Below are 25,646 nucleotides of genomic sequence, written 5' to 3'. Positions count from 1 at the left end.
ATTATGACGATTTATAGCGAATATAAGGAGTATTAACTATTTTCTAAAATTTAGCTAGGAGGGTTAAGATGATAAAAAAAATTGACCATATTGGCGTGGCTGTCAAATCGCTTGACGAGGCCTTACCTTTTTATACGGATGTTTTGAACTTACCTTTATTAGCAATCGAAGAGGTTGAAAGTGAAAAGCTGCGGGTAGCGTTTCTAAAGGTGGGTGAATCAAAAATTGAATTGCTTGAACCGACATCAGCCGAAAGCACCGTTGCTAAGTTTATTGAAAAGCGTGGCGAAGGAATTCATCATGTCGCACTAGGTGTGGATTCTATTCAAGCAAGAATAAATGAAATGAAAGAAAAAGGCGTTCGAATGATACAGGATGAGCCTAAAACGGGGGCTGGTAATGCCTTGGTCGCGTTCATGCATCCTAAATCTGCTGGTGGCGTCCTTGTTGAATTATGTGAAAAGAAGGGAATGGAAAAGTAATGTCTGACATCTATGAGAAAATAAATGAACTCTATGACCGTAGGCGCGAAATAGAACTTGGCGGTGGAGATGAGAGAATTGAGAAACAGCATGAAAAGGGAAAGCTAACGGCAAGAGAGAGAATCAATTTATTAGTTGATCCCGGTAGTTTTGTTGAACTAAATCCATTTATTGAGCATCGGTCCACTGATTTTGGTTTAGAGAATCAAAAAGGGCCAGGTGACGGTGTTGTTACTGGATACGGGAAAGTGAATGGTCGACCTATTTATTTATTCTCTCAAGATTTCACTGTTTTTGGGGGAGCTTTAGGAGAAATGCACGCCCACAAAATCGCTAGTGTTATGGACCTTGCAGCTAAAAATGGAGCTCCATTTGTCGGCTTGAATGATTCGGGTGGTGCAAGAATTCAAGAGGGGGTTGTCTCTCTTGACGGGTATGGTCAAATCTTCTATCGAAATTCGATTTATTCAGGAGTGATACCTCAAATCTCAGTGATTATGGGACCTTGTGCTGGTGGAGCCGTCTATTCCCCTGCGATTACTGACTTTGTCTTCATGGTTGAAAAAACAAGTCAGATGTTTATTACTGGTCCTAAGGTAATTGAAACAGTCACGGGTGAAAGTATCTCAGCCGAGGACCTTGGTGGGGCGAAGGTACATAATACCGTTAGTGGGAACGCTCATTTTCGCGCGGAAACGGAAGCTGAAACATTAGAAATGGTCCGAGCTTTGTTAAGCTATTTACCGCAAAGTTATGAGGAGAAGCCTCCTCGACTAGAAGCAGACGAATTAGATGATTATCGACCAGACTTAACAGATTTGATCCCATTTGATGCGATTAGGCCTTATGATGTTCGCATTGTCGTGGAGCAGGTGGTTGATAAGGATTCGTTCATGGAGATTCAAAAAGACTTTGCTAGAAATATTGTCATCGGGCTGGCAAGAGTAAAAGGGGAAGTAGTGGGACTTGTTTGTAACCAGCCTAAGTTTATGGCAGGGGGTCTTGATATTGACTCCTCGGACAAGGCTTCGAGGTTTATTCGCTTCTGTGATTCTTTCAATATCCCAATCATTACTTTTGAAGATGTAACAGGCTTTTTCCCTGGAATTAAACAGGAGCATGGAGGGATTATCCGTCATGGGGCGAAGATTCTCTACGCTTACTCAGAAGCTACTGTTCCTAAATTAACAGTCATTTTGAGAAAAGCCTACGGCGGTGCCTATGTGGCTCTCAACAGTAAATCTATTGGAGCAGACCTAGTATTTGCATGGCCTAATGCCGAAATTGCCGTAATGGGGCCTCAAGGAGCAGCAAACATTATTTTTGCTAGAGAAATTCAAAACAGTTCAGATCCAGAGGCAACTAGAGAACAGAAAATCAATGAGTACCGAGAGAAGTTTGCGAATCCTTATGTCGCTGCAAGTAGAGGAATGGTTGATGATGTCATTGACCCAAGAGAAACAAGAATAAAAATTATTCAATCGCTTGAGATGTTACGGTCGAAGAAAGAAAGTCGTCCAAAGAAAAAACATGGAAATATCCCGCTATAACGGGCTTCAAATCATTCCTTCTTTTCTCGATTAGAGAAATGAAGGAATGATAAATAGCTGATAATTGCCTATATGTTTGCTGGGTGAATGTCGTGAATGTATACTGAGATAGTATATACATAAATTTGGAGGTTCGTTTTAGATGATAAACAATGAACGTATGTTAAATGAGTTTCTGGAATTAGTTCAGGTCGATTCAGAAACAAAATATGAAACAGAGATCGCAAAGGTCTTGAAGCAGAAGTTTACTGATCTTGGAGTTGAAGTTTTTGAGGATGATACGACAGAACAGACTGGCCACGGGGCAGGTAATCTTGTTTGTACCTTAAAGGGCACGAAAGATGGCGTCGATCCGATTTATTTCACCTCTCATATGGATACAGTCGTTCCGGCACGAGGAGTAAAGCCTTCTATTAAAGACGGGTATGTAGTTACAGATGGAACGACGATTCTTGGTGCGGATGATAAGGCTGGTCTTGCTGTTATGCTTGAAACCGTTCGGGTTTTAAAGGAACAGCAAATCCCACACGGAACCATCCAATTCATTATCACGGTTGGGGAGGAATCAGGATTAGTTGGGGCTAAAGTACTTGATCCTTCCCTTCTTATTGCTAAGTATGGCTATGCCTTGGACAGTGATGGCAAGGTAGGGAATATTGTTGTCGCAGCTCCTACACAAGCGAAAGTCTCAACAGTCATTCATGGGAAGACGGCGCATGCAGGAGTAGCTCCAGAGAAAGGGGTATCCGCGATTACGATTGCTGCGAAAGCTGTAGCCAAAATGCCCTTAGGCCGTATCGATGAAGAAACAACTGCTAATATTGGTCGTTTCCAAGGTGGGACACAAACAAATATTGTCTGCGACTATGTTGAGATTCTCGCTGAGGCCCGCTCGCTCGTTCCTGAAAAAATGGAAGCGCAAGTTGCCAAAATGAAGGAAGCCTTTGAATCGGTTGCGGAACAAATGGGCGGTAAGGCTGAAGTAGATGTTGATGTTATGTATCCAGGCTTTAAATATGGCGAAGGAGATCTTGTCGTTGAGTTAGCTCGCAAAGCCGCTGCTAAAATTGGTCGCAGCTGTGAGCTTCGTCAAAGTGGGGGCGGAAGTGACGCAAACGTGATTGCCGGTTTTGGCATTCCGACTGTCAATCTCGCTGTTGGTTACGAAGATATCCATACCACAAATGAAAAAATGCCAATCGAAGAGCTTGAAAAGCTTGGAGAAATGGTTATTGCGATCATTGAAGAGGTTGCAGCACAATAATGAGCACAAGCGGAGCATCCTATTTGGATGCTCCGTTTTTTATGGGAGACCTGGTATAGATTGACCTTTATAGAGCCCACATTTGCCTCCACTGCCTCTTTTTGCGCTCCATGAACTTTTGTACGTCATGAATGGCACGGTGTAGTCATGTCACAAAATGTTCATGACTTTCACAGTTTGTTCAACCCTACACAAGAATGTTTTAAGTAAGATTAGAGTAGGTAATTTTTAATTTTATTGCGGAAAGGGATGCTACCATGCCAAAGTTATTATATATCACCGCCAATCCGAAAAAGGATCCTCGTCTTTCCAAAGGAGCACAAATTGGCGAAGTATTTCTTGAAACGTTTCAAAAAGAACAGCCGGACATAGAAATTGAGAGAATGCATTTATATGATATGGATATCCCTCGAATCGATATGGACCTTTTGTATGCTCGCGCCAAGCTCTCCTTCATGGGGCAGACATTCGATCAGCTTTCTGGCGCTGAAAAAGAGAAATTTACAGCGATGCATGCATTAGCAGACCGCTTTATCGCAGCTGATTATTATGTTTTTGTTACTCCGATATGGAATCTAGGTGCACCTGGAATTTTAAAAGAATTTATGGATAATATGTTCTTAATTAACAAAACATTTATCTCCACGGAAGAAGGGCCTAAAGGTTTGCTTACTGGCAGAAGAGCGATTCATATTCAAACACGTGGAGGCATTTATTCATCGGGCCCAATGGTAGGGTTTGAAATGGGAGACCAGTACGTGCGCAAAGCGCTAACTTTTTTAGGTATGGATGTAATGGATACAATTGTAGCGGAGGGAATGGATCACTTCCCTAAACAAATTCCGGAAATTATGGCTAAAGCAAAGGAAGAAGCAGTGGTCGCAGCAAAGTTAATGGCAACAGGATCGGTTACAACTCCATAAGATGAACGATAAATGACTCGCAGCGATGCGGGTCTTTTTCGAATTTAAATGGTAATATAACTGTATATATTTTGGGGACGTGGTGATAAAGATGTATCCTAAAAACGGACGAGTGATTCTTCATGTAGATATGAACAGCTTCTATGCTTCGGTTGAAATGGCCTATGACTCTTCGTTAAAAGGCAAGCCCTTAGCCATTGCTGGGAATCCAGAGGAGAGAAGAGGAATTATTGTTACTTGTAGCTATGAAGCTCGAAATCTTGGGGTGAAAACTACGATGCCACTTTGGGAAGCTAAAAAGCTTTGTCCCGATTTAATTGTGAAAACTCCGAATTTCGATCGATACCGAGCCGCTTCAGTAGCTATGTTTGATTTACTTAGACAATTCTCAAACCTAGTTGAACCCGTGTCCATTGACGAGGGATATGTCGACCTTACTGATAGTCAGGAATTAGGGTCACCACCTGCTATTGCCGAAATGATTCAAAAGCAGATATATGACCAGCTTGATTTACCTTGCAGTATTGGAATTGCTCCAAATAAATTCCTTGCTAAAACCGCGTCTGACATGAAAAAGCCGATGGGGATAACGATTCTTAGGAAGCGTGATGTTCCGAGCGTTCTATGGCCGCTCGATGTGGAACAGATGCATGGCGTAGGAAAAAAAACGGCTGAAAAGTTAAAAGGAATCGGTATCAACACCATTGGAGACTTGTCCACTTCCAATGAAATTCAATTAAAAGCCTTGCTTGGTATTAATGGAGTTAGACTGAAGGAAAGGGCAAATGGGATTGACCCAAGGCCTGTTGACCCTGACTCTGTTTACGATTTCAAAAGCATTGGTAATTCGACAACTTTGCCAAGAGATACTTCGAATCAGCAGGAGCTTTTAAAGGTTCTAGAAAAACTGGCAGAGCAGGTAGTTGTAAGGATGAAACGGAAGCAAGTTGTTACGACGATTATTGGAATCACGATTCGGTATAAAAATAGAAAAACAATTACGAGAAGTCAGAAGCTAGAAAACCCTATAGCGAGGCAAAAAGAAATTTATGAAGCAGCAAAGCGGTTGTTTCACCGAAACTGGGACGGAGAACCCATCAGACTATTAGGTATTACTGCAACGGGTTTACAGGAACTTGATTCTGCTGTTCGACAGCTTGACTTGTTTTCTTATGAAAAGGAAGCAGAGAAAGAGCCGCTTTTAAATACAATGTCTAAGCTACAAGATAAATACGGGAAAAAGATAATCGGAAGTGCAAGCAGTCAGATAAATCAGGTTCCCAATTCAAAGTCTACTAAGCATGATACTAGTTTTAATAAGGATTTTCTTCAAGACAAAAAATCCATCGTATCGCGTAAAAAAGACTATTAAAAGGGTATTTTTTTAACAAAGAGTCAAAATATAAGGAAGGGATAGCAGATATTTGCAAACTCCACTTATTATTGCTAAATTAAAGTGTCTAATCAAGACTACCAATAGATTTGAGAGAAGGGACGTAGTGGAATGACAAAACAGCAAATTGGTGTCGTAGGTCTTGCAGTAATGGGGAAGAACCTTGCTTGGAATATGGAAAGCAAGGGTTACTCTGTTTCTGTATATAACCGTTCCCGACAAAAAACAGACGAAATGCTAAAAGAATCAGAAGGAAAGAAGATTTTTGGTACATTTTCCGTGGAGGAATTTGTTAACTCACTAGAAAAGCCTCGTAAAATCATGCTTATGGTTAAAGCAGGAGGTCCGACTGATGCGACAATAGAAGAGCTAAAGCCATTTCTAGATAAAGGCGATATTTTAATTGATGGTGGGAATACCCTCTTTACTGATACTCAGAGAAGGAACAAAGAGTTGAGCGAATCAGGCTTACACTTCATCGGTACTGGTGTTTCTGGTGGAGAAGAAGGGGCTCTTAAAGGGCCGTCTATTATGCCTGGTGGCCAAAAGGAAGCTTATGATTTGGTCGCACCAATCTTTAAAGATATCTCGGCAAAGGTAGATAACGAACCATGTACAACATACATCGGACCGGATGGAGCAGGTCACTTCGTAAAGATGGTACATAATGGAATTGAGTATGGTGATATGCAGTTGATTTCTGAAGCCTATTTCCTTCTCAAAAATGTTCTTGGTCTTTCTGCCCAGGAACTTCATGAAGTGTTCGCTGAGTGGAATAAGGGCGAACTCGATAGTTACTTAATTGAAATCACAGCGGATATTTTTACAAAAACGGATGAAGAAACAGGTAAGCCACTTGTGGATTTAATCCTTGATACTGCAGGTCAAAAAGGCACAGGTAAGTGGACAAGCCAAAATGCTTTAGACCTTGGTGTGCCGCTTCCGCTTATTACCGAATCAGTATTTGCAAGGTTCATTTCTGCGTTAAAGGATGAGCGTGTTGTCGCAAGTAAAGCGTTACGAGGTCCTGAGGCTCAACCATTTACAGGCGATCGCGAAGCATTTATTGAATCGATTCGCAAGGCATTGTACATGAGCAAAATCTGTTCATATGCTCAAGGGTTTGCTCAAATGAGAGCGGCATCTGATGAATTCGGCTGGGATCTGCGCTATGGTGACATTGCGATGATCTTCCGTGGTGGATGTATCATTAGAGCTCAATTCCTTCAAAAAATCAAAGATGCATATGACCGTGAACCGGGGCTTAAAAACCTGCTTCTCGACCCTTATTTCAAAGAAATCGTTGAGAGCTATCAAGGAGCCCTTAGAGAAATCGTATCTATTGCAGCACAACAAGGGATTCCTGTTCCTTGTACGGCATCTGCGCTTGCCTATTACGATAGCTACCGAACAGAAACACTTCCTGCAAACCTACTGCAGGCACAGCGTGATTACTTTGGTGCTCATACTTATCAACGTGTTGATAAAGAAGGAGTTTTCCACACAGAGTGGTTAAAGTAATATAGGTAAATAGAAAACAGCGGACATTAAATTGTCCGCTGTTTTTATTTAGCATTTTTCAACATCTAAATTTGTCACTGGCCACCAGAAATGACCGTCCTTATCTAGTAGGGCATCTGCTGCTTTTGGTCCCATTGATCCAGCTTCGTAATTAGGGAAGTTTTGTTCTTTTTCTTTTTCCCATACAGCTGAAATATTGTCAACAAAACTCCAGGATAGAGCGACTTCATCCCAATGGGTGAAATTAGTAGCATCTCCTCTTAAGCAATCATATAACAGTTTTTCATACGCTTCTGGGGTGTTAAGCCCATCAATCCCTTTATTTGCATAGCTAAGCTTCACAGGAGTTGAATTCATAAATTGACCTGCTTTCTTAGCATTTAAATAAAGGGTAATTCCTTCCTCAGGCTGAATGTGGATAACAAGGAGATTCGGTCTTACTGACCCCTCTTGCCGATTGTATAAGTCCATTGGCATATCCTTGAATTCAACTACGATTTTCGTTGTTTTTGCTTCCATTCGTTTGCCCGTCCGAATGTAGAATGGCACACCCGCCCAACGGAAATTGTCGATCATCAGTTTACCAGCAACGAATGTCTCCGTGTTCGACTCAGGGTCAACCATATCTTCTTCATTATAAGCAGGGACTTTTTTTTCTTCTAGAAGCCCCTTCCCATACTGGCCTCTGACGAAATATTCATTAACCTCGTTGCCTTTTATCGGTCTTAGGGCTCGGAATACCCTCACTTTTTCAGAACGAATTTCATCTGTTGTCAGGCTGATTGGTGGCTCCATAGCTAATAGTGATACCATTTGGAGCATATGGTTCTGTACCATGTCCCTAAGAGCCCCGCTTTTCTCATAATAACGGCCCCGCTCCTCAACACCGAGTGTTTCACTTGAAGTCACCTGAATATTTGAGATGAACCGATTGTTCCAAAGTGGTTCGAAAATTGAATTAGCAAAGCGGATAACTTCGATATTTTGGACCATTTCTTTCCCTAAATAGTGATCAATTCTGTATATTTCATCTTCCGTAAAGGCGGTACGAATTTGATTGTTCAGCTTTTTAGCAGATTCAAGGTCATGACCAAACGGTTTTTCAATTACTAGTCTTTTAAACCCATGAGCATCGGTCAATCCATCCGTCTTTAAATGCTCAGCGATTGTTCCAAAGAACTCAGGTGCCATTGCCAAATAAAAAATTCTATTCCCACTTAAATTGTATTGGTTGTCTAGTTCGTGAGCAACAGTGTTCAAACTCGCATAGGAATCAGAATCCGTTACATCGTGAGAGTGATAATAAAACTTGGAGACAAATTCTTTAAGTTTGTCATTTTCTACTCCCTCAGGATTTACAGATTGATTTACACTCGTTTGAAACTCGTCGTTAGTTAGCGATCTTCTAGCTACACCTATGACAGCAAAATCACCCAGTCTATCCTTTTCAAATAAGCGGTATAACGAAGGAAATAGTTTGCGCTTTGCTAAGTCTCCGGTTGCCCCAAAAATCATGATTAACGCGGTCGGTTTTTCATTTTGTGCCAAAGTCAAGAACCTCTCTTTATTATGAATTGATAGTATGTAACAAGCACTACAAGTATAAAATTTTAGCTTTAACAGCTTGATTTAGCAACTAAAAGGTTAGGAATAGTTTTCATCTAGTGACTCCAATTTATCCTAGCAATTGTGTTATAGTAATAGCATAATTGCTAGGATAAGCTATTTAGCTTTTGAAGGAGATATGAAGATGGATGTGTTTTTTCTAGGAACTGGGGCAGGAGTTCCTGCGAAGCTAAGGAATGTGACTTCCATTGCCTTAAAGCTTCTTGAGGAACGTGGAGCAGTTTGGTTGTTTGATTGTGGTGAGGCTACCCAACATCAAATTTTACATACGAACATCAGGCCGCGAAGAATTGAAAAAGTTTTTATTACCCATTTGCATGGAGACCATATTTATGGGCTTCCTGGGTTACTATCAAGTCGCTCCTTTCAGGGAGGAGATTCAGATGTTACCGTTTATGGACCTAAGGGTTTGAAAGATTATCTTGAAATTAGTCTAAAGGTAAGTAAAACCTACCTAAAGTACAACCTCGAAGTGGTGGAAATTGAAGAAGGAGTCGTTTTTGAAGACAATCAATTTGTTGTCGAAGCAAAGCTCTTGGATCATGGTCTTCCTTCTTTTGGGTACAGGGTTGTCGAAAAGGACCGTCCAGGCACATTAAAGGTTGATAAATTACAAGCTCTAGGTGTTAAACCAGGCCCCATCTATAAACAAATTAAAGAAGGGGAATCTGTTCATTTCAATGGGCAACTACTTGACCCTATAGATTTTCAAGGGACACCTCAAAAAGGAAGAATTGTCACCATTTTAGGTGACACACGGCCATGTGATGCAGTTATCACTCTTGCGGAAGAGGCGGACTTACTTATTCATGAAGCTACTTTTTCAGAGGAAGATTCAGAGCTTGCTCACGAGTATTATCACTCAACAACGGTTCAGGCAGGTGACGCCGCCAGGACAGCAAAGGTCAAAAAGCTTTGTCTAACCCATATTAGCTCTCGTTATGACCGCGAGGGGGGAGAACGTCTTGTTCAAGAGGCTAGAACAGTCTTCCCGGAGACAATCATCGCTGAGGATCTTATGGAAGTCTCGATTACTATAGAAAAGATAAACCAGACTTGAGCTCTAAAGGGTTCCGTTAACTAAAGATGTAATCTAAAATAACCTTCAAATTGTATGGGAATTTGAAGGTCTATTTTTGCTGGTATATAGGGATTTCTATAATTACTTTGGAGAGTTGGCAGTGCCGATATTTTACTTTTACTAGAAGTTCATATACAAATTAAGATTAAAAATTTGTTTATAAACTGAATGTTGATTTCACTACGTATGAAAAATAAAGGGAGAAATTCCCGTTAAATTGGGAAATACCGATATTTCCTTTAAAATAAGGGGAGTTTTTCCCGTTATATTATCAAAATCTTTGAATTTCCCCTGATTTTGAGCAGTTAACGGGAATATCTCCCCTTATCTACGCTTCTTAAGCTTCCCGAGTAAACATTAGCGGGAATATTTCCCCTTATTCTCATACCTGCACACAAATTGGTATGAACAGGCGAAATGAATTGCAAACTTCGTCATTCGCAATCCAAAGAATTAGCAATAAAAGCAAAATAGCAAGGATAAAACCCCTTGCTATTTTTAAATATTTTTTAATCTCTAGCCTTATAGTGCGAAAAAGGATTACATTTTAGTTTCCCGTTTTCCTATGCAAATTGACGTTTGCGATAGGAAAAGGAACCCGTCAATGAGCTTTGGTCTGTTTTTTTAACTAGACATTCCATCCCCGCTGATACTGTTTGGGCGATTCTATCTCGACGCCTAGTTCTCTTGCGGCTGTTCTTGGCCAGTAAGGGTCTCGGAGAAGTTCACGAGCAATGAAAATGAGATTTGCTCGTTCATTTTGGAGAATTTCCTCTGCCTGTATCCCCGTGGTAATTAAGCCAACTGCTCCTGTCGGTATATTGGCCTCCTGTTTAATCCTTTCGGCAAACTTCACTTGATATCCGGGATACACAGGTATTCTTGCGGGGACAACCGCTCCTGAGCTAACGTCAATCAAGTCAACTCCTTGTTCCTTCATCCAGCTGGCAATTTCTATGTAATTGTCTATCGTTAAGCCTTCTTCCGCATAATCGCTAGCAGAAATCCTCACTAATAACGGGCCGTTCCATATGGTTTTTATTTCATCGATTACTTCTCGGAGGAAGTTGTATCTGTTTTCCATTGATCCGCCGTATTCGTCTTCGCGCTTGTTTGTAAGTGGAGATAAAAATTGGTTTATTAAATACCCATGTGCAGCATGGATTTCAATTACATCGAAGCCTGCTCGTTTTGCTCTAGCTGCACCGGCTTTAAACGCTTCAATGGTCTGCTTGATATCTTCTTTTGTCATCTCTTTCGGTTGTTTGTACCGCTCGTTAAAAGCCAATGCTGAAGGAGAGATGATTTCTTCAGTAAGTTCAGCTTTTCTTCCGGCATGGGCGATTTGAATCCCCGCTGTAGCTCCATGCCTTTTGATGCGTTTTACAAGTTCCTGCAGTCCTTCAATGTGGTCATCGCTCCAAATTCCGAGGTCTTGGGGAGAAATACGCCCTTGAGGAGTTACTGCGGTTGCCTCAAGAATAACAAGGCCAACCTGTCCAACCGCTCTACTTTCATAATGGGTGTAGTGCCAGTCAGTGACAATCCCATCCTCTTTTTCCACAGAGTACATGCACATCGGGGCCATGACAATCCGGTTTTTTATTGTTAAATCCTTGATTTTAAAGGGAGAAAATAATTTTCGATCCATCAGAAAACCTCCTGTATTCGTTGTTTCTTTTACAGTATAACAGGAGATTTCCTCCTTGTTTAATTTGTAACCTTCGTTCTAATAATAGGCTATGTAAAGTTCATACTGATAAAAGTTTACTGACGAATTGTTTGTTTTTTCTGAAAATATTCTGTTAAAATAATGACATTGGAGCTTGATTTCGTTAAACTTATTTTAACGTCAAGATTTAGGTGTTCTATTAATCGAAAAACTTTATGGAAATATACTATTGAGGAGTAGAAAAATGGGAAATTGGCAAAATGGAATTGCGAAACTAACATTACCTACACCGTTTCCGGTCGGTGATGTTCATAGTTATTTGATAAAGGGTGATAGGCTGACTCTCGTCGATGCTGGAGTCAAAACAGAGGAAGCGTGGGAACTATTCAAAGCCCAATTAGCAGAACTTAACTTAACACCTGATGATATTGAACAGGTGGTGTTAACTCATCATCATCCGGATCATGTGGGACTACTTGATTATCTATCCACCACTATTGAAGTACACGCTCATCCACTAAATGAGCGGTGGCTGACTAAAGATAATCATTTTGCCTCGGAACATGATGAGTTCTACATGGGTTTATATCGGCAATTTGGAATTCCAGAGGAGTTGTGCGGTCCTTCTGTTAACAATATGAAAAAAAACATGCGTTTTTCCTCTGAGTGTTCATTATCTGGTTATCTATATGAACACGATGTTCCATCGGGTCTTGAAGGATGGCGGGTGCTTGAGACCCATGGGCACGCACAGGGCCATATTGCTCTTTGGCGAGAAAAAGATGGAGTACTGATTGGCGGAGATGTCCTTCTTGCTCATATTTCTCCGAATCCTTTGCTAGAGCCTCCTCACCCTGGGGAACGGGAGCGTCCTAAACCACAGCTTCAGTACAATCAGACATTGAGGAAATTACAAGAATATCCAATCTCTATCGTCCATGCGGGACACGGAGAAGACTTTGGCAATATTCATCCTTTAATTGAAAAAAGGCTGTCACGACAGCATGATCGAGCGATGAAGGTCAAGAGGATGCTTGAAGACGAACCGAAAACAGCTTTTGAAGTGTGTCAGCTACTCTTTCCTACTGTCTATCAAAAGGAGCTGAACTTAACGATTTCAGAAACGGCCGCGCAACTAGATTATTTATTGTCACTCGAAGAAATTGCTGTTCGCGAGGAAGAATCGTCCCTTCTCTACGCTGCGATTGGGAGGTAAGAGTTTGGTACATAATCGTTTAGTAGGCAAAAACATAATCATCACTGGAGCATCAGGCGGAATCGGAGCAGAAATGGCTCGGCTCTCAGCAAACTACGGAGCCAATCTTGTTCTTCTCGCCCGTAATGTTGAAAAGCTTGAAAGGTTAAAAGAAGAGCTTGAACAGGGAACAGGTGTGCAAGTCATCGTTAAAAGTTTAGATGTTGCTGACACCGTTGCGGTGCGTGATGTCTTTAATGAGGTCCTTTCTGAAATCGGTCACGTCGATATTCTGGTCAACAACGCTGGTTTTGGTATTTTCCGTCATGCACATGAAACGAATATGGAAGAGATTAAGTTCATGTTCGAGGTGAATGTGTTTGGATTAATGGCTTGTACGTCCATGGTTCTTCCGAGTATGAGGGAGAGAGGTAGCGGACATATCATCAACATTGCTTCTCAGGCTGGTAAAATTGCTACGCCAAAATCAAGCGTATATTCTGCCACAAAACATGCTGTCCTTGGCTATACGAACAGCCTTCGATTGGAACTAAAGGATGCGGGCATTTTTGTCACTGCAGTCAACCCTGGCCCAATTGCTACCAACTTTTTTCAAATTGCAGATGAACAGGGGACGTATGTCAAAAATGTTAAGAGGTTTATGCTACAACCAGAATATGTCGCTAAACAAGTTGTTGAGCGGATGATGACGAGGACAAGAGAAATCAATTTGCCTCGCTGGATGAATGCAGGCAGTATGATTTACGCGCTTTTTCCACGGGTTTTTGAACGACTCGGCAGGCGCGCATTTAATCAAAAATAATGGGGAGAACCAGTTGTGTATACTACAGCTGGTTTTTTTGGTTGAAATTTTCCATTGAAACCGAACGCATATTCGCTTAAGATAATGAATATACTAAATTAGGAACAAATGTTCTTTCGCTAGAAGAAGTATCGGGGAGGAGGTAGAGGAATGTTCGATTATAGCAACATGACGCAAAATCAAATTCTATGCGTGGATATGAAGAGCTTCTATGCAAGTTGCTCCGCGGTTATGCTCGGACTGGACCCTCAGGACTGTTATCTTGCTGTCGTTGGAAATACGGACCGTTCTGGAAGTGTCGTCCTCGCCGCATCTCCCCGCTTAAAAAAAGAATTTGGCATTAAAACGGGATCAAGATTGTTTGAAATTCCAAAGGACCCTCGAATTACGATTGTGGATCCTCAAATGTCTACGTATTTACGAATCTCTACTGAAATTTCAAGAGTGTTTAACCGTTATGCCCCAAAGGAAGCGATCCATACATACAGTGTGGATGAGAGTTTTATAAAGGTAGATGGAACAACAAAGCTGTTCGGTAGTGCCTGGGCGATTGCTGAAAAAATTAGGGATGACATTGAACGGGAGTTTCAGCTTCCGTGCGCTGTTGGCATTGGACCTAATATGCTGATGGCCAAACTTTGTCTTGATTTGGAAGCAAAGAAAAAGGGCGTTGCTGAGTGGACGTATAAAGATGTTCAGCAAAAACTTTGGAAAGTGTCGCCACTACGTGAAATGTGGGGGATTGGTCGGAGGGTGGAAAAGACGCTAAACAGTATGGGAATCTTCACTGTTGGCCAGCTTGCGCGGTATGATCTTGAAAAGCTAGAGAAAAAGTTTGGCATTATGGGAAATCAGTTGTACCACCATGCTTGGGGGATTGATTTCTCTGAGATTGGAGCTCCGATTATCGAGGGACAGATTAGCTTTGGCAAAAGCCAGATTCTCCTCCGGGATTACAAGGAGAAAGAGGAAATTAAAAATGTCATTCTCGAAATATGTGAAGAGGTGGCACGCAGGGCAAGAAGTCATGGGAAGGCTGGTCGCACAATCAGCTTTGGCATCGGCTATAGTCAGGATGAATTTGGTGGAGGCTTTCACCGCTCAAGAACAGTCGATGAACCCACCAATATTACAATGGAGCTTTATGCTGTTTGCCTGGAGTTATTTTCAGAAAACTACAGTGGAAAGACGGTGCGCAGCATTTCAGTTTCACTGGGAAACCTGACCCAGGATACCCAATTTCAACTCGATCTTTTTGATCCAGATGGTTGGAGGCGTCATCAGTTAGGTTATGCAATGGATCAAATTCGGGCCCGTCATGGTTCGACGGCACTGCTTCGGGCCGTTTCCTATACACCGGCAGGAACTGCTCTCCATAGAGCAAAGCTGGTTGGTGGTCATAAGGGTTAAAGGACGGATAAGCCGCACTAAATAAACTTGTTAGCTAGGAGGACAACAATGATTCGTGATCGCGGAAAGATCAAATGGACGTCAATGATGCTTCCTGAACATGTAAGGATGCTCAGGGACTGGGTGAAAGAAGATGAAGATGAAAAGGAGAAGGAACTGGATGAGCAGCAGCTTGAAAGGATGAATGAAACCATCCTTGAGGCAATGGAATTAAATCATTCAGTAGCGATTACACATTATCGGTGGCAGAAATATGAGCTTTTAATTGGTAAAATTCATTATTGGGATTCAATGGCAAGTAAGCTTCACATCGTTGATAATTTTGAAGAACTCCACCGTATTGGACTTTCGAAAATTGTTGATGTTAGTGTCATCGATGAATCTTAGAAAAAGGCTCTTTTCTCAAACTAAGAGCCTAGAAAACAGAAGCAAAGGCATGGCCCTTGCTTGGTGGGTACAACTTCTGAATAGGAAAAGCCCATCTCTTTTAGGTGTCGGCACGAACGGCCGACTCAAACTTCCCTTTGTGGCTTCCATCACAAAAGGGCTTTTTATTGCTTAGGCCACAGCGACAAAGCGAAAAAGTAGGTTTTGTCTCATAGGCATTTCCCTCGCCGTCAATTAATTCAACATCTCCTGTTATACGCAATGAGCCATTGTCATTAACTTTAATCTGTACTTTTGACATAAAAAGCATCTCCTTCTTTTTGCACTAATTTTTACCAATAGTAAAATCTAATAAGCAAAAAAGCAAGTATAACCACTCATATGCCCACTCATGTTAAAATAGACGAGGAACAGCAAAGAAGGTGGGGAAGAAGATGCAGCTTACAATTACAGAAGCAGCAGAAAAGAAATTAACTGAGAGAACAGCTGGAAAACAAGGTGTTTTTAGAATTGAATACGATACAAAGAATTGCTGTTCTGTCAGTGGAACGGCAATGCTTTGGTTTATATCAAGGCCATATGAAACGGATCGGGAAATGGAAACAAACGGGCTACCTGTTTTCATGGAAAAATCGAAGGAAGTGTTCTTCGATGAGAAAATGATCATTGATTTTGCCGAGCATAAGGGCTGTTTTGTGTTGAAGAGTCCAAATCAATATTTTAATCCTTGTATGAGCTTGATTGATAAAACAAAAGAGGAATAATAATGGACGAAAGAAGTGGGGCCTCGTAATGAGACCCCACTTTTCTCTTCACCTAGGAGGGTTGAAAGGAAAAATCTATAGTACATACTTTATAAAAAACTCGTCTAACACCTGTTCATACTCCTTTTGGTTTTCCATCAAGGACCGAGCATGTACTCCGTTCTCAGCAAGAAATAGCTGTTTTGGGCCTTTTTTTCGAGCAAAAAGCTTTTCTGTCATATGAGGAAGGATATAGTCATCGCTTTTGCTGTGAATAAACAAAACGGGCTTCTCGATGTTCTCGACAGCAGAAATAGGCGAAACATCTTTAAGTGGATATCGGTCTCGGATTTTCAAGAATAAGCTGGCGATGGGAAGCATCATTCTTGGTGGGAGTTTAACATCTTCTTTTACTCTGTGAGATAATTGTTCCCCAAAATCAGAGTAGGGACAATCTGCAATGTAAAAGGCAGCCGTGTCCTCAAGCATCCCTGCATACTGCAGCATCGTTGCCGCCCCCATAGATTCTCCATGAATTCCAAAGGAGAGATTTGTCTCCTTCCGATCTTCTTTAAGCCAATCAACAACGGCCTTCAAGTCAAACTTTTCATAAAAGCCATAGCTAGTTGTTTTGCCCCCAGAACCACCGTGCCTGCGTTGGTCATAGATGACAGCGTTATACCCTCGATTTATAAACAGATTCATATACTTGACCGAGGACATTTTGCTCTCTGTTACTCCATGGCAAAAAATCATGTAGCGATCGGTTTCCCAAGGCTCAACGACAGTCGCGTTCAAGGAATAGCCAAAAGGAGACAAGATGGAAACTTCTCTTTTCGGAAGGGCATTAAACTCAGACAGCCTCAGAAACCCTGCTTCCTCATCTCTGTTTAAAATTTCTTCCTCCTTTTTATTTTTTATGAACATGATTCGATTCGTCGTATAAATTCCTAACGTGGTGAAAAGAGCTAGAAAAGTAATAGTAAAACGCAACAACCTTTTCATCTTGGAAACCTCCGGAATACCTTTTCCTTTTATTTTACCATCTGAGGTGTGGCAAACAGAAAAAAAAGCCGCTCCTATTAGGGCGACTTTTAATATCTGCTTGCTTCTCTTAACCTTCACTTTTACTTTGACGATTCGTTGGGTGGATTGCTCGATCTAGTTCTTCGGCAGCAATCTTTTGTTTTACATTGTCAGCGTTTGGTTTGCCATTTTGGCTGTAGCCCTTATCGCGCTTTCTGCTCATTTGGATAACTCCCTTCTAAAAGTACATTCACTAATAAGATGGCTTCAAGTTCATTGCCTATGCATATAAATTGTAACGAGTACGAGTAGAGGTGGTTAATAACAGATATCGCCCTTGCTTTAGCGGAAGAAGGTCACAAAACTTTATGAATTTAAAAGGGAAAACGAACGGTACACTCGAATTAGTTAAGAAAGTAAAAGATTAGAAAGGGATGGAATAGATGTCAAATAATGACGTAGTGATTGTAAGTGCAGCAAGAACAGCGATTGGAAGTTTTAATGGTAGTTTAAAGAGTGTTTCAGCTCCAGAATTAGGGGCTACAGTGATAAAAGGTGCTTTAGAAAAAGTTGGTCTCGAAGCATCTCAGGTAGATGAGGTCATTCTTGGGAATGTGCTTCAAGCAGGGTTAGGTCAAAACCCAGCAAGACAAGCGGCGATTAAAGCGGGTTTTCCAGAGACTGTCCCAGCAATGACCATTAACAAAGTCTGTGGGTCAGGGTTAAAGGCCGTTCACCTTGCGATGCAGGCAATTGTCGCAGGAGATGCCGATGTAATTGTAGCGGGTGGGATGGAGAATATGAGCCAAGCACCTTATCTATTAAATAATGCCCGAGAAGGTTTTAAAATGGGTGATCAAAAGCTCGTAGATAGCATGATAACGGATGGGTTGTGGTGCGCGTTTAATGATTACCATATGGGGATAACGGCAGAGAACCTTTGTACAAAATATGAGATAAGCCGTGAAGAACAAGACGAGTTCTCAGCACGAAGCCAAGCAAATGCAGTCAAAGCGATTGAAGGCGGAAAATTTAAGGATGAAATCATTCCAGTAAATATCCCTCAGCGCAAAGGAGACCCGATTGTATTTGATACAGATGAGTATCCCAAAAAAGGATCGACTGCAGAAAAGTTAGCCGGTCTACGTCCAGCTTTTAAGAAAGATGGAAGTGTAACCGCAGGCAATGCATCGGGGATTAATGATGGGGCAGCAGCACTAATTGTAATGAGCCGCAAGAAAGCAGAAGAGTTAGGAATCAAGCCACTCGTTGTGATTAAAGCAAATGCCAATGCTGGTGTTGATCCAAGCATCATGGGAATTGGTCCTGTAACTGCCGTCAAAAAGGCTCTTACAAAGGCCGGAGTGACCATGGAGGAAATTGAACTGATCGAGGCAAACGAAGCGTTTGCGGCACAATCTTTAGCGGTTGACCGGGAGCTGAATTTTAATAAAGAAATATTAAATGTCAACGGGGGAGCGATTGCGCTTGGACACCCAATTGGAGCAAGTGGGGCAAGAATCCTTGTCACGTTGATTCATGAAATGCAACGCCGACAAGCCAAAACAGGTTTGGCGACATTATGCATAGGTGGCGGCCAGGGCGTTGCAACCGTAGTCGAGCTAGCTTAGGTACCAATAGTAAAGAAACGTCCTATGCAGGGACGTTTCTATTTTTTTGAGGTCTTGGTATAATTTCGATATCAAAAAGAAAAAGAGGGAATACAGCATGAAAAAGAAAAAGCAAACTAGACCACAAGCGAAAAAGGAAGAAAAGTCTGTTACCTTAGGGGACCGGTTAAATACAGACCTGATGTCCCAGTTAAAGGCAAAGCAGCAAGAACTAAAAGAGGTAGAGGAAAAGCAAAAACAAGCGCAGAAGGAAGCCGAAGCCAAAAGAAAGCGAGAAGAGCAACGTCAAAGGGAAAAAAATATGTCATTTGAAGAACTCCTCCAGCAAAACGATATGGATTGGAAGAAATTTAAATGAGTAAACGAAAGGTTGAGGTAATACCATATTCGCCTCAATGGAAGGAACGCTTTAACGAGGAGCAGTCCCTGTTCAGAGAATTGTTTGGCAACGGGAAGGTGGCCATTTATCATATTGGCAGTACATCCGTCCCAGGTCTAAGTGCCAAACCAATTATCGATATCCTGATTGAAGCAGAAAGAATGGACCTGGTTGATTCGGTAACAGCGGAAATCGAAAAAGCGGGTTATGAGCCTAAAGGGGAGAACGGGATACCAGGGCGTCGATTTTTTCAGAAAAGTGATGAAAACGGAGTTCGAACCTTTCATGTTCATGCGTTTGAAAAAGGAAATCCTGAAATTTATCGGCATTTAGTTTTCCGTGATTATTTGCGGGCTCATCCAGAGCAGGCCAAGAGATATGGAGAAATAAAGCAGTGGGCAGCTGTAGAGCACACTTACGATATCGAAGGTTATATGGATGAGAAGGAATCAATCATTAAAGAGTTGGAACACCTGGCTTTCAAATGGAAACCATCAAATTAAAAAAGCAGCTGCGGCTGCTTTTTTAATTTATAGTATTACCGATGGTCACTGTAAAGATTGGCTTTGGTTAGCTTTTTGATTAAGTCCACTTCCTCGTCGGTAAGGGGAGGAGAGAGGACTGCCTGTGCATTTGCTCGCACCTGCTCAACAGAGCTTGCACCTGTTACGACAGAGGCAACGGCTGGATTTGCTAAATTGTACTGAAGCCCCACTTCCTCAAGCGATCTTGAAGAGGCTAATCTTTCTTTTAAAAGCGGAAGTAGTTTTTGAAGTTCCTCCTGGCTGTAATCTAGAAACCCTTTTTCAGAAAGTTTCTCAGAAAAACGGTCACTTATTAGTCCTTTTGCAACAGATCCTCTTGAAACAACACTTTTTCCATTTTGATGTAGTACTGGTAGGGCTTCTTCCTCGGGACGTCTGTCAAGAATACTGTATTGCATCATGACAGAAGCAATGCTAGATTTTTTGATATATTCTCGGATGACATTTGGTCGAATGGAGGAAATGCCATAGTATCGGATAAGCCCTTCCTTTTTTAGCTCCTCAAATGCTTCAATCGTTTCTTCGATTGCGTCATTAATCGTTCCACCATGGAGCTGATAAAGGTCGATATAGTCTGTCTGTAGACGATGGAGGCTAGATTTGACCGCGTCTTTAATATATTGTTTCGATGGGTCCCAGCTCCAGCTGTCTTTAGTATCGTTCCAACGGTTGCCTACTTTCGTTGCGATGATGACATTTTCGCGAACATTTTTTAATGCCTGACCAACAAGTCGTTCATTTTCACCGAAATCATAAAGGTCGGCCGTGTCAAAGTAATTGATCCCAGTATCAAGGGCGGCCTCAATGATTTCCTGAGCTTTTTTTTCATCCGTCCCTAGCGACATACATCCAAGCCCTAACTCGCTTACATATAAGTCTGAATTGCCTAATTGTCGCTTTTTCATGTGAAGTCACCCCCGGCTATATTTTCTTCTATTCTAACGAAGAAAAGTAGGGGACTACAACTATTGTGAACGGGGAACGCTCTTAGAGACAGCTTCTACCCAATCTTTTACATAAACATATTCTTTTTTATATTCGTTTAATTTCTGTTTGATTTCCCAGGCCTTGCCAGACATCATGAACCCATTCTCATAAACGTACACTTTCATCTCCATCCCACCTTATATGCGAGTATGATAAAATGTATGAGCATTTGATAACGGATTAGAACAGGAGTGGAAAAATGAGCTCGCTTGAAGAAAAAACATTAAGTACGGAACAAATTTTCACAGGCAAAATTATTAGCCTTCAGGTTGACGAGGTAGAGCTTCCAAATGGCAAAACCTCAAAACGAGAAATCATTAAGCACCCAGGTGCTGTAGCGATTATTGCCTTAACTGACGATAAGAAGGTGGTTATGGTCGAGCAATATCGTAAAGCCTTAGAGCGCACGCTTGTAGAGATTCCTGCGGGGAAGCTTGAAAAAGGAGAAAAGCCTGAGGTGTGTGCCGTTCGTGAACTAGAGGAAGAAACAGGGTATGAATGCGAAAAAATAGATTGGTTAACTTCATTTTATACATCACCTGGGTTTGCAGATGAATTGGTACATTTATATGTAGCAACGGGGCTTAATAAGAAAGTAAACGCAGCGGAACTTGATGAGGATGAGTTTGTGAACTTAATTGAAGTAACGCTTGAGGAGGCATTAGAACTAATGAAGAATCAAAAAATCTACGACGCAAAAACGGCCTTTGCTGTCCAATATTTGCAGTTAAAGGAAGCGCTTAAGACAAAATGAACGAATACTATGCAGACTTGCATATCCATATTGGAAGAACAAAGTCAGGCAAAGCGGTGAAAATTACAGGATCAAAAACATTGACGCTGTCGAACATCATTGCTCATGCAAGGGATGTTAAAGGATTGGATATCGTAGGGATTATTGACTGTCATTCTCCTGAAGTACTAAATGAATTGGAAGAATTAGTAGCTGTCGGTGAGATAACGGAGCACCCGGATGGGGGACTCAAGTATGGTACATTAGGTATCTTGCTCGGAACAGAATTAGAGATCAATAGTGAAGAAACATCGGGTCTAATTCATGTCCTATGCTTTTTCCCTACTCTTAAGAAAATGCGTCTCTTTTCTGAATGGCTGAAGCTTCACTTGAAAAATATTCATCTAAGTTCACAGCGTGTATATGTCACCGGAAAAGAACTTCAAAAAAAGACAAAGGACTTAGATGGCTTGTTTATACCAGCCCATGTCTTCACTCCGTTTAAGAGTTTATATGGAAAGGGAGTAAAGCGTTCGCTTACGGAAGTATTTGATCCACTGCTTATTGATGCGATTGAGCTAGGGTTAAGTTCAGACACTTCGATGGCAGAACAACTAGCTGAACTTAATAGGTACACGTTCCTAACAAATTCTGATGCCCATTCTCTGGCGAAAATTGCGAGAGAGTATCAAAAAATCGCGATGCAAGAAATTTCTTTTAAGGAGTTTAGCAAAGCTCTAAAAAAGGAAGATGAACGAATGGTGAAAGCAAATTACGGACTAGACCCTTTACTTGGGAAGTACCACCGAACGGTCTGTGCAAACTGTACGGCTCCTTTTTCGGGTGGAGGTCTATGTGAAGAGTGCGGTCATTCGCGTTTCATAAAAGGTGTTGCAGATCGAATATCAGAATTAAAATCAACAGATCACCTCCTGGCATCGCGTCCGCCTTATATTCACCAGGTTCCTCTTGAATTCATTCCTGGCTTAGGGCCGAAATTGCTAGAAAGACTGATGGACCACTTTGGAACGGAAATGGCGGTCCTACACGAGGTTCCATTGTCAGCTTTAATAGAGACGGTACCAACGAAAATAGCAGAATTAATAGTAAAAGCCCGTAGTGGCGAACTTAAAGTCCATGCCGGTGGCGGCGGCAAGTACGGAAAAATCATTCATTTATAATTCGGCAACCGGGGCTAAGAGCCCCTCTTTGCGGAGTTCTATCAAAACTTCCTAGTAAAATAATCTATAAAATGCTAGTCATAGAACCCTATCTTCTGCATAAAATCTAATATCCAATCATGCAGGGGGAAAAGCTATGAAGAAAAGAAAATACCAGAACGTCGCAGCCAATCATCTCCGTGAATATTCCTCTATATATTTGTTTGTTGTCGTGTTATTTTTGATGGGAGTCATCTTTGGAGCTGTTATTGTAAATAGTCTTAGCTTTACACAAAAAGAGGATTTGTTTTATTATCTGTCTCAATTTTTTGGACAAGCAGCTGATGGGGAAGTCAACGCAGCAAAAGATCTGTTTTTTCAAAGCTTCTTCCATAACAGTAAATTTATAGGACTCATCTGGATTTTAGGGATTTCAATCATCGGACTTCCGGTTATTCTGATTATGTTATTTATAAAAGGGGTGACGGTCGGCTTTACCGTCGGCTTTCTGGTTAATCAAATGGGGTGGAATGGATTTTTACTATCCTTTGTGTCGATTTTGCCACAAAATCTGGTCATTATCCCGGTTTTTATTATTATGGCAGCTCTGAGTGTGATGTTCTCTTTAAAAATGATTCGCAATCAATTTATGAAGAAAATTAATCAACCCGTATTGCCGTTGTTTTTTAGATATTTAACTTCTTTTGCAGGTGCCCTTATATTGGTTGCTGTTGCAGCAGGAATCGAAGCACTGATTTCCCCGGCATTACTGAAGGCTGTGATTCTGTCAGTAGGTTGAGAATGATTCTAAAAAAAGAATCATTCCGTTTTCTAATTTGTAATAATTTTATTATGAATCTCCTTTTCATTCTGCTATAATGAAAATTGACAGTGGGCGGGGGAGTGAAGACTATCTAAATGGAAAACAGAATTGAAAGAATTAAAAAACAGCTGCATTCGTCCAGCTATAAATTAACACCTCAACGTGAGGCAACTGTTCGTGTCCTGTTGGAAAATGAAGAAGACCATTTAAGTGCAGAGGACGTCTATCTTCTTGTTAAAGAAAAATCTCCTGAAATCGGTCTTGCTACGGTGTATCGGACCCTTGAACTTTTAACTGAACTAAAAATTGTTGATAAAATTAACTTTGGGGATGGCGTTTCCCGATATGATCTTCGCCAAGAAGGTGCGGCCCATTTCCACCATCATCTTGTCTGCATAGAATGCGGAGCAGTGGATGAAATCCAAGAAGACTTGTTAGATGATGTCGAGGAAATTGTAGAGCGGGACTGGAATTTTAAAATTAAGGACCACCGTTTGACTTTTCATGGAATCTGTTACCGGTGCCAGGACAAAGGCACTGATAAGTCCGAAGAATTGAATGAAACAGCTGAACAAGCATAAAAGAAAACTCTTTCTCATGGTGAGGAAGGGTTTTTTTATTTGTGCCTATTTTGCTCCAGTACCAGGCACTTAGAAAATATCTTCACAAATCAACCCTCTTGGTGCCCTTTCTTCCTTGGACTCTACCCACTTAGGGCACCAATGGGCCTTGTTGGTGCCCTTTCTTTCCTTGGACTCTACCCACTTAGGGCACCAATAGACCCTCTTTGTGCCCTTTCTCCTCTGGCTCTTCCTACTTAGGTCACCAATGATCCTTGTTGGTGCCCTGACTTTCCTACATTGTAAGCACCTAGGAGACCAATGAAATTAAAAGATTCCTGTTTTCATAAGCTTTCATGTATATAATTTGTCCACCTTGGCATATCTTGTACTATTAAGCCAATTTCGGGGGCATTTATATGAAAATCGTATCATTGATTCTACATGCGTTTAAAGTGTTTATCTTTTTCACAGGATGCACGATTCTCTTTTATTATGGTATTATGTGGGTAAATGAAGAGTATCAAAATTATCATCGTTACGATGAACCTCAAGGGGCAGCGGTAAAAGTTTCAGGTCGGAATTCTGATTCTGAACCCGGAATGATTGATCGGCTGATCTTGTTTTATTTGAATGGAGAGTAATATGATGAACGAGCATCTCAAAGACTTTATCCACTTTTTAGTTGTAGAAAAGGGACTTTCAAGAAATACGGTTATCTCTTATGAACGTGACTTAAAAGGGTATCTGGCCTTTTTACAGTCGAATGAAAAGATGACGGATTTAGCATATGCCCAAAGGGCGCAAATTGTTCACTTCCTGGCCTATTTAAAGGATAGTGGCAAGTCTTCGAAGACAATTGCTAGGCATGTTGCTTCAGTGCGAGCCTTTCATCAGTTTTTACTACGTGAAAAGATTGTTGGACACGACCCAACGGTCCACATTGAGAGTCCACAGCTAGAACGAAGCTTGCCAAAAGTGTTAAGTCTCCCAGAGGTTGAGACCCTTCTAGATTCTCCCAAGTTAGTTGACCATTTTGGCTATCGAGACAAGGCCATGCTCGAACTTCTTTATGCCACGGGCATCAGGGTTAGTGAATTAATTGGCCTTAACATGTCCGATGTTCATTTGACGATGGGTTTTGTCCGATGTATTGGAAAAGGGAATAAGGAAAGAATCATCCCAATTGGAAGAACAGCTACTACGGCATTGGAGCAATATCTTGAAAAAGGCAGACCTAAATTTATTGCAAAAGGGCATAAAGATGAAGCGTTGTTTTTGAATTTTCATGGAAAAAGACTGACCAGGCAAGGATTTTGGAAAATCCTAAAGCGGCTCACACAAGAAGCGAATATAAGTAAAGAATTGACCCCACATACTTTAAGGCACTCATTTGCAACGCATCTCCTTGAAAATGGAGCAGACTTAAGAGCTGTCCAGGAAATGTTAGGACATGCGGATATTTCAACGACGCAGATTTACACACATGTGACAAAAACGCGATTAAAAGATGTCTATAGCAAATTCCATCCACGAGCTTAGGAGTTTGATAGATAGATCTACCCAACAGCATTCATTCATGGGGGAAGATGCCATAAAAAGAAGTTCAAAAAGCTGCCAAAAAAAATGGCAGCTTTCTTCTTGTTTTTCAGAAGGAAGATTAGTAAGATTGAGATGTCAGACTTCTGACTTCAATCAAAGGTCGTCAGGTTAATAAACAGCAATTGGGGTA

General features: G+C 41.3%; 28 protein-coding genes. 21 read left to right on the top strand and 7 right to left on the bottom strand.

From position 1 onward, the window contains the following. The first annotated feature begins 68 nt into the window (after nt 1-68). The 6 genes from mce (at nt 69) to gndA (ending at nt 7,133) form a co-directional block, all read left to right on the top strand. A complete protein-coding gene (gene mce / locus BMX30_RS10605) occupies nt 69-482 on the top strand; it encodes a methylmalonyl-CoA epimerase (RefSeq protein ID WP_090744825.1) in 414 nt (137 codons plus the stop codon). Continuing rightward, the gene (locus tag BMX30_RS10600; RefSeq protein ID WP_090744823.1) at nt 482-2,032 is read left to right on the top strand and encodes an acyl-CoA carboxylase subunit beta; all 1,551 of its coding nucleotides are present in this window, start codon (nt 482-484) and stop codon (nt 2,030-2,032) included. Before mce ends, BMX30_RS10600 begins: the two co-directional genes overlap by 1 nt. Before the next feature lie 142 nt (nt 2,033-2,174). After that, nucleotides 2,175-3,296, top strand: a complete 1,122-nt coding sequence (locus BMX30_RS10595) for a tripeptidase T (RefSeq protein WP_090744820.1) — start codon at nt 2,175-2,177, stop codon at nt 3,294-3,296. Between the two features lie 257 nt (nt 3,297-3,553). After that, nucleotides 3,554-4,219 (top strand): FMN-dependent NADH-azoreductase, encoded by a 666-nt coding sequence (locus tag BMX30_RS10590; protein ID WP_090744818.1) that lies wholly within the window; start codon nt 3,554-3,556, stop codon nt 4,217-4,219. An 82-nt stretch (nt 4,220-4,301) separates the two neighbouring features. Further along, nucleotides 4,302-5,591 (top strand): DNA polymerase IV, encoded by a 1,290-nt coding sequence (locus BMX30_RS10585; RefSeq protein WP_090744815.1) that lies wholly within the window; start codon nt 4,302-4,304, stop codon nt 5,589-5,591. A gap of 132 nt (nt 5,592-5,723) precedes the next feature. Continuing rightward, nucleotides 5,724-7,133 carry an NADP-dependent phosphogluconate dehydrogenase gene (gene gndA, locus BMX30_RS10580; protein WP_090744812.1) on the top strand — a complete coding sequence of 470 codons (1,410 nt, stop codon included), beginning with the start codon at nt 5,724-5,726 and terminating at the stop codon, nt 7,131-7,133. A gap of 48 nt (nt 7,134-7,181) precedes the next feature. Here gndA and zwf read toward each other — a convergent pair whose 3' ends face one another. Then, nucleotides 7,182-8,648, bottom strand: a complete 1,467-nt coding sequence (zwf, locus tag BMX30_RS10575) for a glucose-6-phosphate dehydrogenase (RefSeq protein ID WP_425283753.1) — start codon at nt 8,646-8,648, stop codon at nt 7,182-7,184. A gap of 235 nt (nt 8,649-8,883) precedes the next feature. Between zwf and rnz the strand changes: the two genes are divergently transcribed. Then, the gene (gene rnz / locus BMX30_RS10570) at nt 8,884-9,819 is read left to right on the top strand and encodes a ribonuclease Z (protein WP_090744806.1); all 936 of its coding nucleotides are present in this window, start codon (nt 8,884-8,886) and stop codon (nt 9,817-9,819) included. A 649-nt stretch (nt 9,820-10,468) separates the two neighbouring features. On the opposite strand, the gene namA is transcribed toward rnz, so the two are convergent. Beyond that, nucleotides 10,469-11,491, bottom strand: a complete 1,023-nt coding sequence (gene namA, locus BMX30_RS10565; RefSeq protein WP_090744803.1) for an NADPH dehydrogenase NamA — start codon at nt 11,489-11,491, stop codon at nt 10,469-10,471. A gap of 265 nt (nt 11,492-11,756) precedes the next feature. Between namA and BMX30_RS10560 the strand changes: the two genes are divergently transcribed. The 4 genes from BMX30_RS10560 to BMX30_RS10545 all read left to right on the top strand — a co-directional run bounded on the left by BMX30_RS10560 (nt 11,757) and on the right by BMX30_RS10545 (nt 15,327). After that, entirely contained in the window at nt 11,757-12,728 is a 972-nt protein-coding gene (locus BMX30_RS10560) for an MBL fold metallo-hydrolase (RefSeq protein WP_090744799.1), read from the top strand. A 4-nt stretch (nt 12,729-12,732) separates the two neighbouring features. After that, entirely contained in the window at nt 12,733-13,530 is a 798-nt protein-coding gene (locus BMX30_RS10555; RefSeq protein WP_090744796.1) for an SDR family NAD(P)-dependent oxidoreductase, read from the top strand. 150 nt (nt 13,531-13,680) lie between these two features. Beyond that, on the top strand, nt 13,681-14,940 hold the full coding sequence (locus BMX30_RS10550; RefSeq protein WP_090744793.1) for a Y-family DNA polymerase: 1,260 nt from the start codon (nt 13,681-13,683) through the stop codon (nt 14,938-14,940). Between the two features lie 48 nt (nt 14,941-14,988). Then, nucleotides 14,989-15,327, top strand: coding sequence for a YolD-like family protein (locus BMX30_RS10545; protein ID WP_090744790.1), 339 nt, complete (start codon nt 14,989-14,991; stop codon nt 15,325-15,327). Between the two features lie 100 nt (nt 15,328-15,427). Here the strand turns inward: BMX30_RS10545 and BMX30_RS10540 are convergent, their stop codons facing one another. Beyond that, complete coding sequence (locus BMX30_RS10540) at nt 15,428-15,628, bottom strand: CDGSH iron-sulfur domain-containing protein (protein WP_090744787.1); 201 nt, start codon at nt 15,626-15,628, stop codon at nt 15,428-15,430. A gap of 133 nt (nt 15,629-15,761) precedes the next feature. Here BMX30_RS10540 and BMX30_RS10535 point away from each other — a divergent pair, with 133 nt between their 5' ends. Next, nucleotides 15,762-16,091 carry an iron-sulfur cluster biosynthesis family protein gene (locus BMX30_RS10535; RefSeq protein WP_090744785.1) on the top strand — a complete coding sequence of 110 codons (330 nt, stop codon included), beginning with the start codon at nt 15,762-15,764 and terminating at the stop codon, nt 16,089-16,091. 75 nt (nt 16,092-16,166) lie between these two features. Here BMX30_RS10535 and BMX30_RS10530 read toward each other — a convergent pair whose 3' ends face one another. Further along, the gene (locus BMX30_RS10530; RefSeq protein ID WP_090744782.1) at nt 16,167-17,075 is read right to left on the bottom strand and encodes an alpha/beta hydrolase; all 909 of its coding nucleotides are present in this window, start codon (nt 17,073-17,075) and stop codon (nt 16,167-16,169) included. Nucleotides 17,076-17,184: 109 nt separating this feature from the next. Then, nucleotides 17,185-17,319: a hypothetical protein gene (locus BMX30_RS24085; RefSeq protein WP_280139955.1), complete on the bottom strand. Its 135-nt coding sequence runs from the start codon at nt 17,317-17,319 to the stop codon at nt 17,185-17,187. Between the two features lie 220 nt (nt 17,320-17,539). Here BMX30_RS24085 and BMX30_RS10525 point away from each other — a divergent pair, with 220 nt between their 5' ends. The 3 genes from BMX30_RS10525 to BMX30_RS10515 all read left to right on the top strand — a co-directional run bounded on the left by BMX30_RS10525 (nt 17,540) and on the right by BMX30_RS10515 (nt 19,609). Next, nucleotides 17,540-18,727, top strand: coding sequence for an acetyl-CoA C-acetyltransferase (locus BMX30_RS10525; protein WP_090744780.1), 1,188 nt, complete (start codon nt 17,540-17,542; stop codon nt 18,725-18,727). Between the two features lie 97 nt (nt 18,728-18,824). Continuing rightward, nucleotides 18,825-19,085: a YqkE family protein gene (locus BMX30_RS10520; RefSeq protein WP_090744777.1), complete on the top strand. Its 261-nt coding sequence runs from the start codon at nt 18,825-18,827 to the stop codon at nt 19,083-19,085. Then, nucleotides 19,082-19,609 carry a GrpB family protein gene (locus BMX30_RS10515; RefSeq protein WP_090744774.1) on the top strand — a complete coding sequence of 176 codons (528 nt, stop codon included), beginning with the start codon at nt 19,082-19,084 and terminating at the stop codon, nt 19,607-19,609. Before BMX30_RS10520 ends, BMX30_RS10515 begins: the two co-directional genes overlap by 4 nt. A gap of 35 nt (nt 19,610-19,644) precedes the next feature. Here the strand turns inward: BMX30_RS10515 and BMX30_RS10510 are convergent, their stop codons facing one another. Both BMX30_RS10510 and mciZ read right to left on the bottom strand, forming a co-directional pair. Further along, entirely contained in the window at nt 19,645-20,556 is a 912-nt protein-coding gene (locus BMX30_RS10510; protein WP_090744769.1) for an aldo/keto reductase, read from the bottom strand. Between the two features lie 60 nt (nt 20,557-20,616). Continuing rightward, nucleotides 20,617-20,763, bottom strand: a complete 147-nt coding sequence (gene mciZ / locus BMX30_RS10505; RefSeq protein WP_090744766.1) for a Z-ring formation inhibitor MciZ — start codon at nt 20,761-20,763, stop codon at nt 20,617-20,619. Between the two features lie 74 nt (nt 20,764-20,837). On the opposite strand from mciZ, the gene BMX30_RS10500 reads away from it, so the two are divergent. From BMX30_RS10500 to xerD, 6 genes are all read left to right on the top strand, one after another. Then, nucleotides 20,838-21,392 (top strand): NUDIX hydrolase, encoded by a 555-nt coding sequence (locus BMX30_RS10500; RefSeq protein WP_090744764.1) that lies wholly within the window; start codon nt 20,838-20,840, stop codon nt 21,390-21,392. After that, nucleotides 21,389-22,552, top strand: a complete 1,164-nt coding sequence (locus BMX30_RS10495) for a TIGR00375 family protein (RefSeq protein ID WP_090744761.1) — start codon at nt 21,389-21,391, stop codon at nt 22,550-22,552. The genes BMX30_RS10500 and BMX30_RS10495 overlap by 4 nt, the downstream gene beginning before the upstream one ends. A 136-nt stretch (nt 22,553-22,688) precedes the next feature. Then, nucleotides 22,689-23,330, top strand: coding sequence for a stage II sporulation protein M (gene spoIIM, locus BMX30_RS10490; RefSeq protein WP_090744759.1), 642 nt, complete (start codon nt 22,689-22,691; stop codon nt 23,328-23,330). Between the two features lie 119 nt (nt 23,331-23,449). Further along, entirely contained in the window at nt 23,450-23,935 is a 486-nt protein-coding gene (gene fur, locus BMX30_RS10485; RefSeq protein WP_090744757.1) for a ferric iron uptake transcriptional regulator, read from the top strand. A 398-nt stretch (nt 23,936-24,333) separates the two neighbouring features. Next, nucleotides 24,334-24,558, top strand: a complete 225-nt coding sequence (locus tag BMX30_RS10480; RefSeq protein ID WP_090744754.1) for a YqzK family protein — start codon at nt 24,334-24,336, stop codon at nt 24,556-24,558. A gap of 4 nt (nt 24,559-24,562) precedes the next feature. Then, nucleotides 24,563-25,456, top strand: coding sequence for a site-specific tyrosine recombinase XerD (gene xerD / locus BMX30_RS10475; RefSeq protein ID WP_090744968.1), 894 nt, complete (start codon nt 24,563-24,565; stop codon nt 25,454-25,456). Nucleotides 25,457-25,646: the final 190 nt, after the last annotated feature.

The sequence above is a fragment of the Mesobacillus persicus genome (assembly GCF_900109925.1).
Taxonomy (GTDB): Bacteria; Bacillota; Bacilli; order Bacillales; family Cytobacillaceae; genus Mesobacillus_B; species Mesobacillus_B persicus.
The sequence above is the reverse complement of the archived record's forward strand: the minus strand, read 5'-3'. Positions and strand labels throughout refer to the sequence as shown.

What these genes read in the sequence shown, in the direction of transcription:
- mce (WP_090744825.1), top strand. Translation starts at nt 69, where the DNA reads ATGATAAAAAAAATTGACCATATTGGCGTGGCTGTCAAATCGCTTGAC.
- BMX30_RS10600 (WP_090744823.1), top strand. Translation starts at nt 482, where the DNA reads ATGTCTGACATCTATGAGAAAATAAATGAACTCTATGACCGTAGGCGC.
- BMX30_RS10595 (WP_090744820.1), top strand. Translation starts at nt 2,175, where the DNA reads ATGATAAACAATGAACGTATGTTAAATGAGTTTCTGGAATTAGTTCAG.
- BMX30_RS10590 (WP_090744818.1), top strand. Translation starts at nt 3,554, where the DNA reads ATGCCAAAGTTATTATATATCACCGCCAATCCGAAAAAGGATCCTCGT.
- gndA (WP_090744812.1), top strand. Translation starts at nt 5,724, where the DNA reads ATGACAAAACAGCAAATTGGTGTCGTAGGTCTTGCAGTAATGGGGAAG.
- zwf (WP_425283753.1), bottom strand. Translation starts at nt 8,648, where the DNA reads ATGATTTTTGGGGCAACCGGAGACTTAGCAAAGCGCAAACTATTTCCT.
- rnz (WP_090744806.1), top strand. Translation starts at nt 8,884, where the DNA reads ATGGATGTGTTTTTTCTAGGAACTGGGGCAGGAGTTCCTGCGAAGCTA.
- namA (WP_090744803.1), bottom strand. Translation starts at nt 11,491, where the DNA reads ATGGATCGAAAATTATTTTCTCCCTTTAAAATCAAGGATTTAACAATA.
- BMX30_RS10560 (WP_090744799.1), top strand. Translation starts at nt 11,757, where the DNA reads ATGGGAAATTGGCAAAATGGAATTGCGAAACTAACATTACCTACACCG.
- BMX30_RS10550 (WP_090744793.1), top strand. Translation starts at nt 13,681, where the DNA reads ATGTTCGATTATAGCAACATGACGCAAAATCAAATTCTATGCGTGGAT.
- BMX30_RS10545 (WP_090744790.1), top strand. Translation starts at nt 14,989, where the DNA reads ATGATTCGTGATCGCGGAAAGATCAAATGGACGTCAATGATGCTTCCT.
- BMX30_RS10540 (WP_090744787.1), bottom strand. Translation starts at nt 15,628, where the DNA reads ATGTCAAAAGTACAGATTAAAGTTAATGACAATGGCTCATTGCGTATA.
- BMX30_RS10535 (WP_090744785.1), top strand. Translation starts at nt 15,762, where the DNA reads ATGCAGCTTACAATTACAGAAGCAGCAGAAAAGAAATTAACTGAGAGA.
- BMX30_RS10530 (WP_090744782.1), bottom strand. Translation starts at nt 17,075, where the DNA reads ATGAAAAGGTTGTTGCGTTTTACTATTACTTTTCTAGCTCTTTTCACC.
- BMX30_RS24085 (WP_280139955.1), bottom strand. Translation starts at nt 17,319, where the DNA reads ATGAGCAGAAAGCGCGATAAGGGCTACAGCCAAAATGGCAAACCAAAC.
- BMX30_RS10525 (WP_090744780.1), top strand. Translation starts at nt 17,540, where the DNA reads ATGTCAAATAATGACGTAGTGATTGTAAGTGCAGCAAGAACAGCGATT.
- BMX30_RS10520 (WP_090744777.1), top strand. Translation starts at nt 18,825, where the DNA reads ATGAAAAAGAAAAAGCAAACTAGACCACAAGCGAAAAAGGAAGAAAAG.
- BMX30_RS10515 (WP_090744774.1), top strand. Translation starts at nt 19,082, where the DNA reads ATGAGTAAACGAAAGGTTGAGGTAATACCATATTCGCCTCAATGGAAG.
- BMX30_RS10510 (WP_090744769.1), bottom strand. Translation starts at nt 20,556, where the DNA reads ATGAAAAAGCGACAATTAGGCAATTCAGACTTATATGTAAGCGAGTTA.
- mciZ (WP_090744766.1), bottom strand. Translation starts at nt 20,763, where the DNA reads ATGAAAGTGTACGTTTATGAGAATGGGTTCATGATGTCTGGCAAGGCC.
- BMX30_RS10500 (WP_090744764.1), top strand. Translation starts at nt 20,838, where the DNA reads ATGAGCTCGCTTGAAGAAAAAACATTAAGTACGGAACAAATTTTCACA.
- BMX30_RS10495 (WP_090744761.1), top strand. Translation starts at nt 21,389, where the DNA reads ATGAACGAATACTATGCAGACTTGCATATCCATATTGGAAGAACAAAG.
- spoIIM (WP_090744759.1), top strand. Translation starts at nt 22,689, where the DNA reads ATGAAGAAAAGAAAATACCAGAACGTCGCAGCCAATCATCTCCGTGAA.
- fur (WP_090744757.1), top strand. Translation starts at nt 23,450, where the DNA reads ATGGAAAACAGAATTGAAAGAATTAAAAAACAGCTGCATTCGTCCAGC.
- BMX30_RS10480 (WP_090744754.1), top strand. Translation starts at nt 24,334, where the DNA reads ATGAAAATCGTATCATTGATTCTACATGCGTTTAAAGTGTTTATCTTT.
- xerD (WP_090744968.1), top strand. Translation starts at nt 24,563, where the DNA reads ATGAACGAGCATCTCAAAGACTTTATCCACTTTTTAGTTGTAGAAAAG.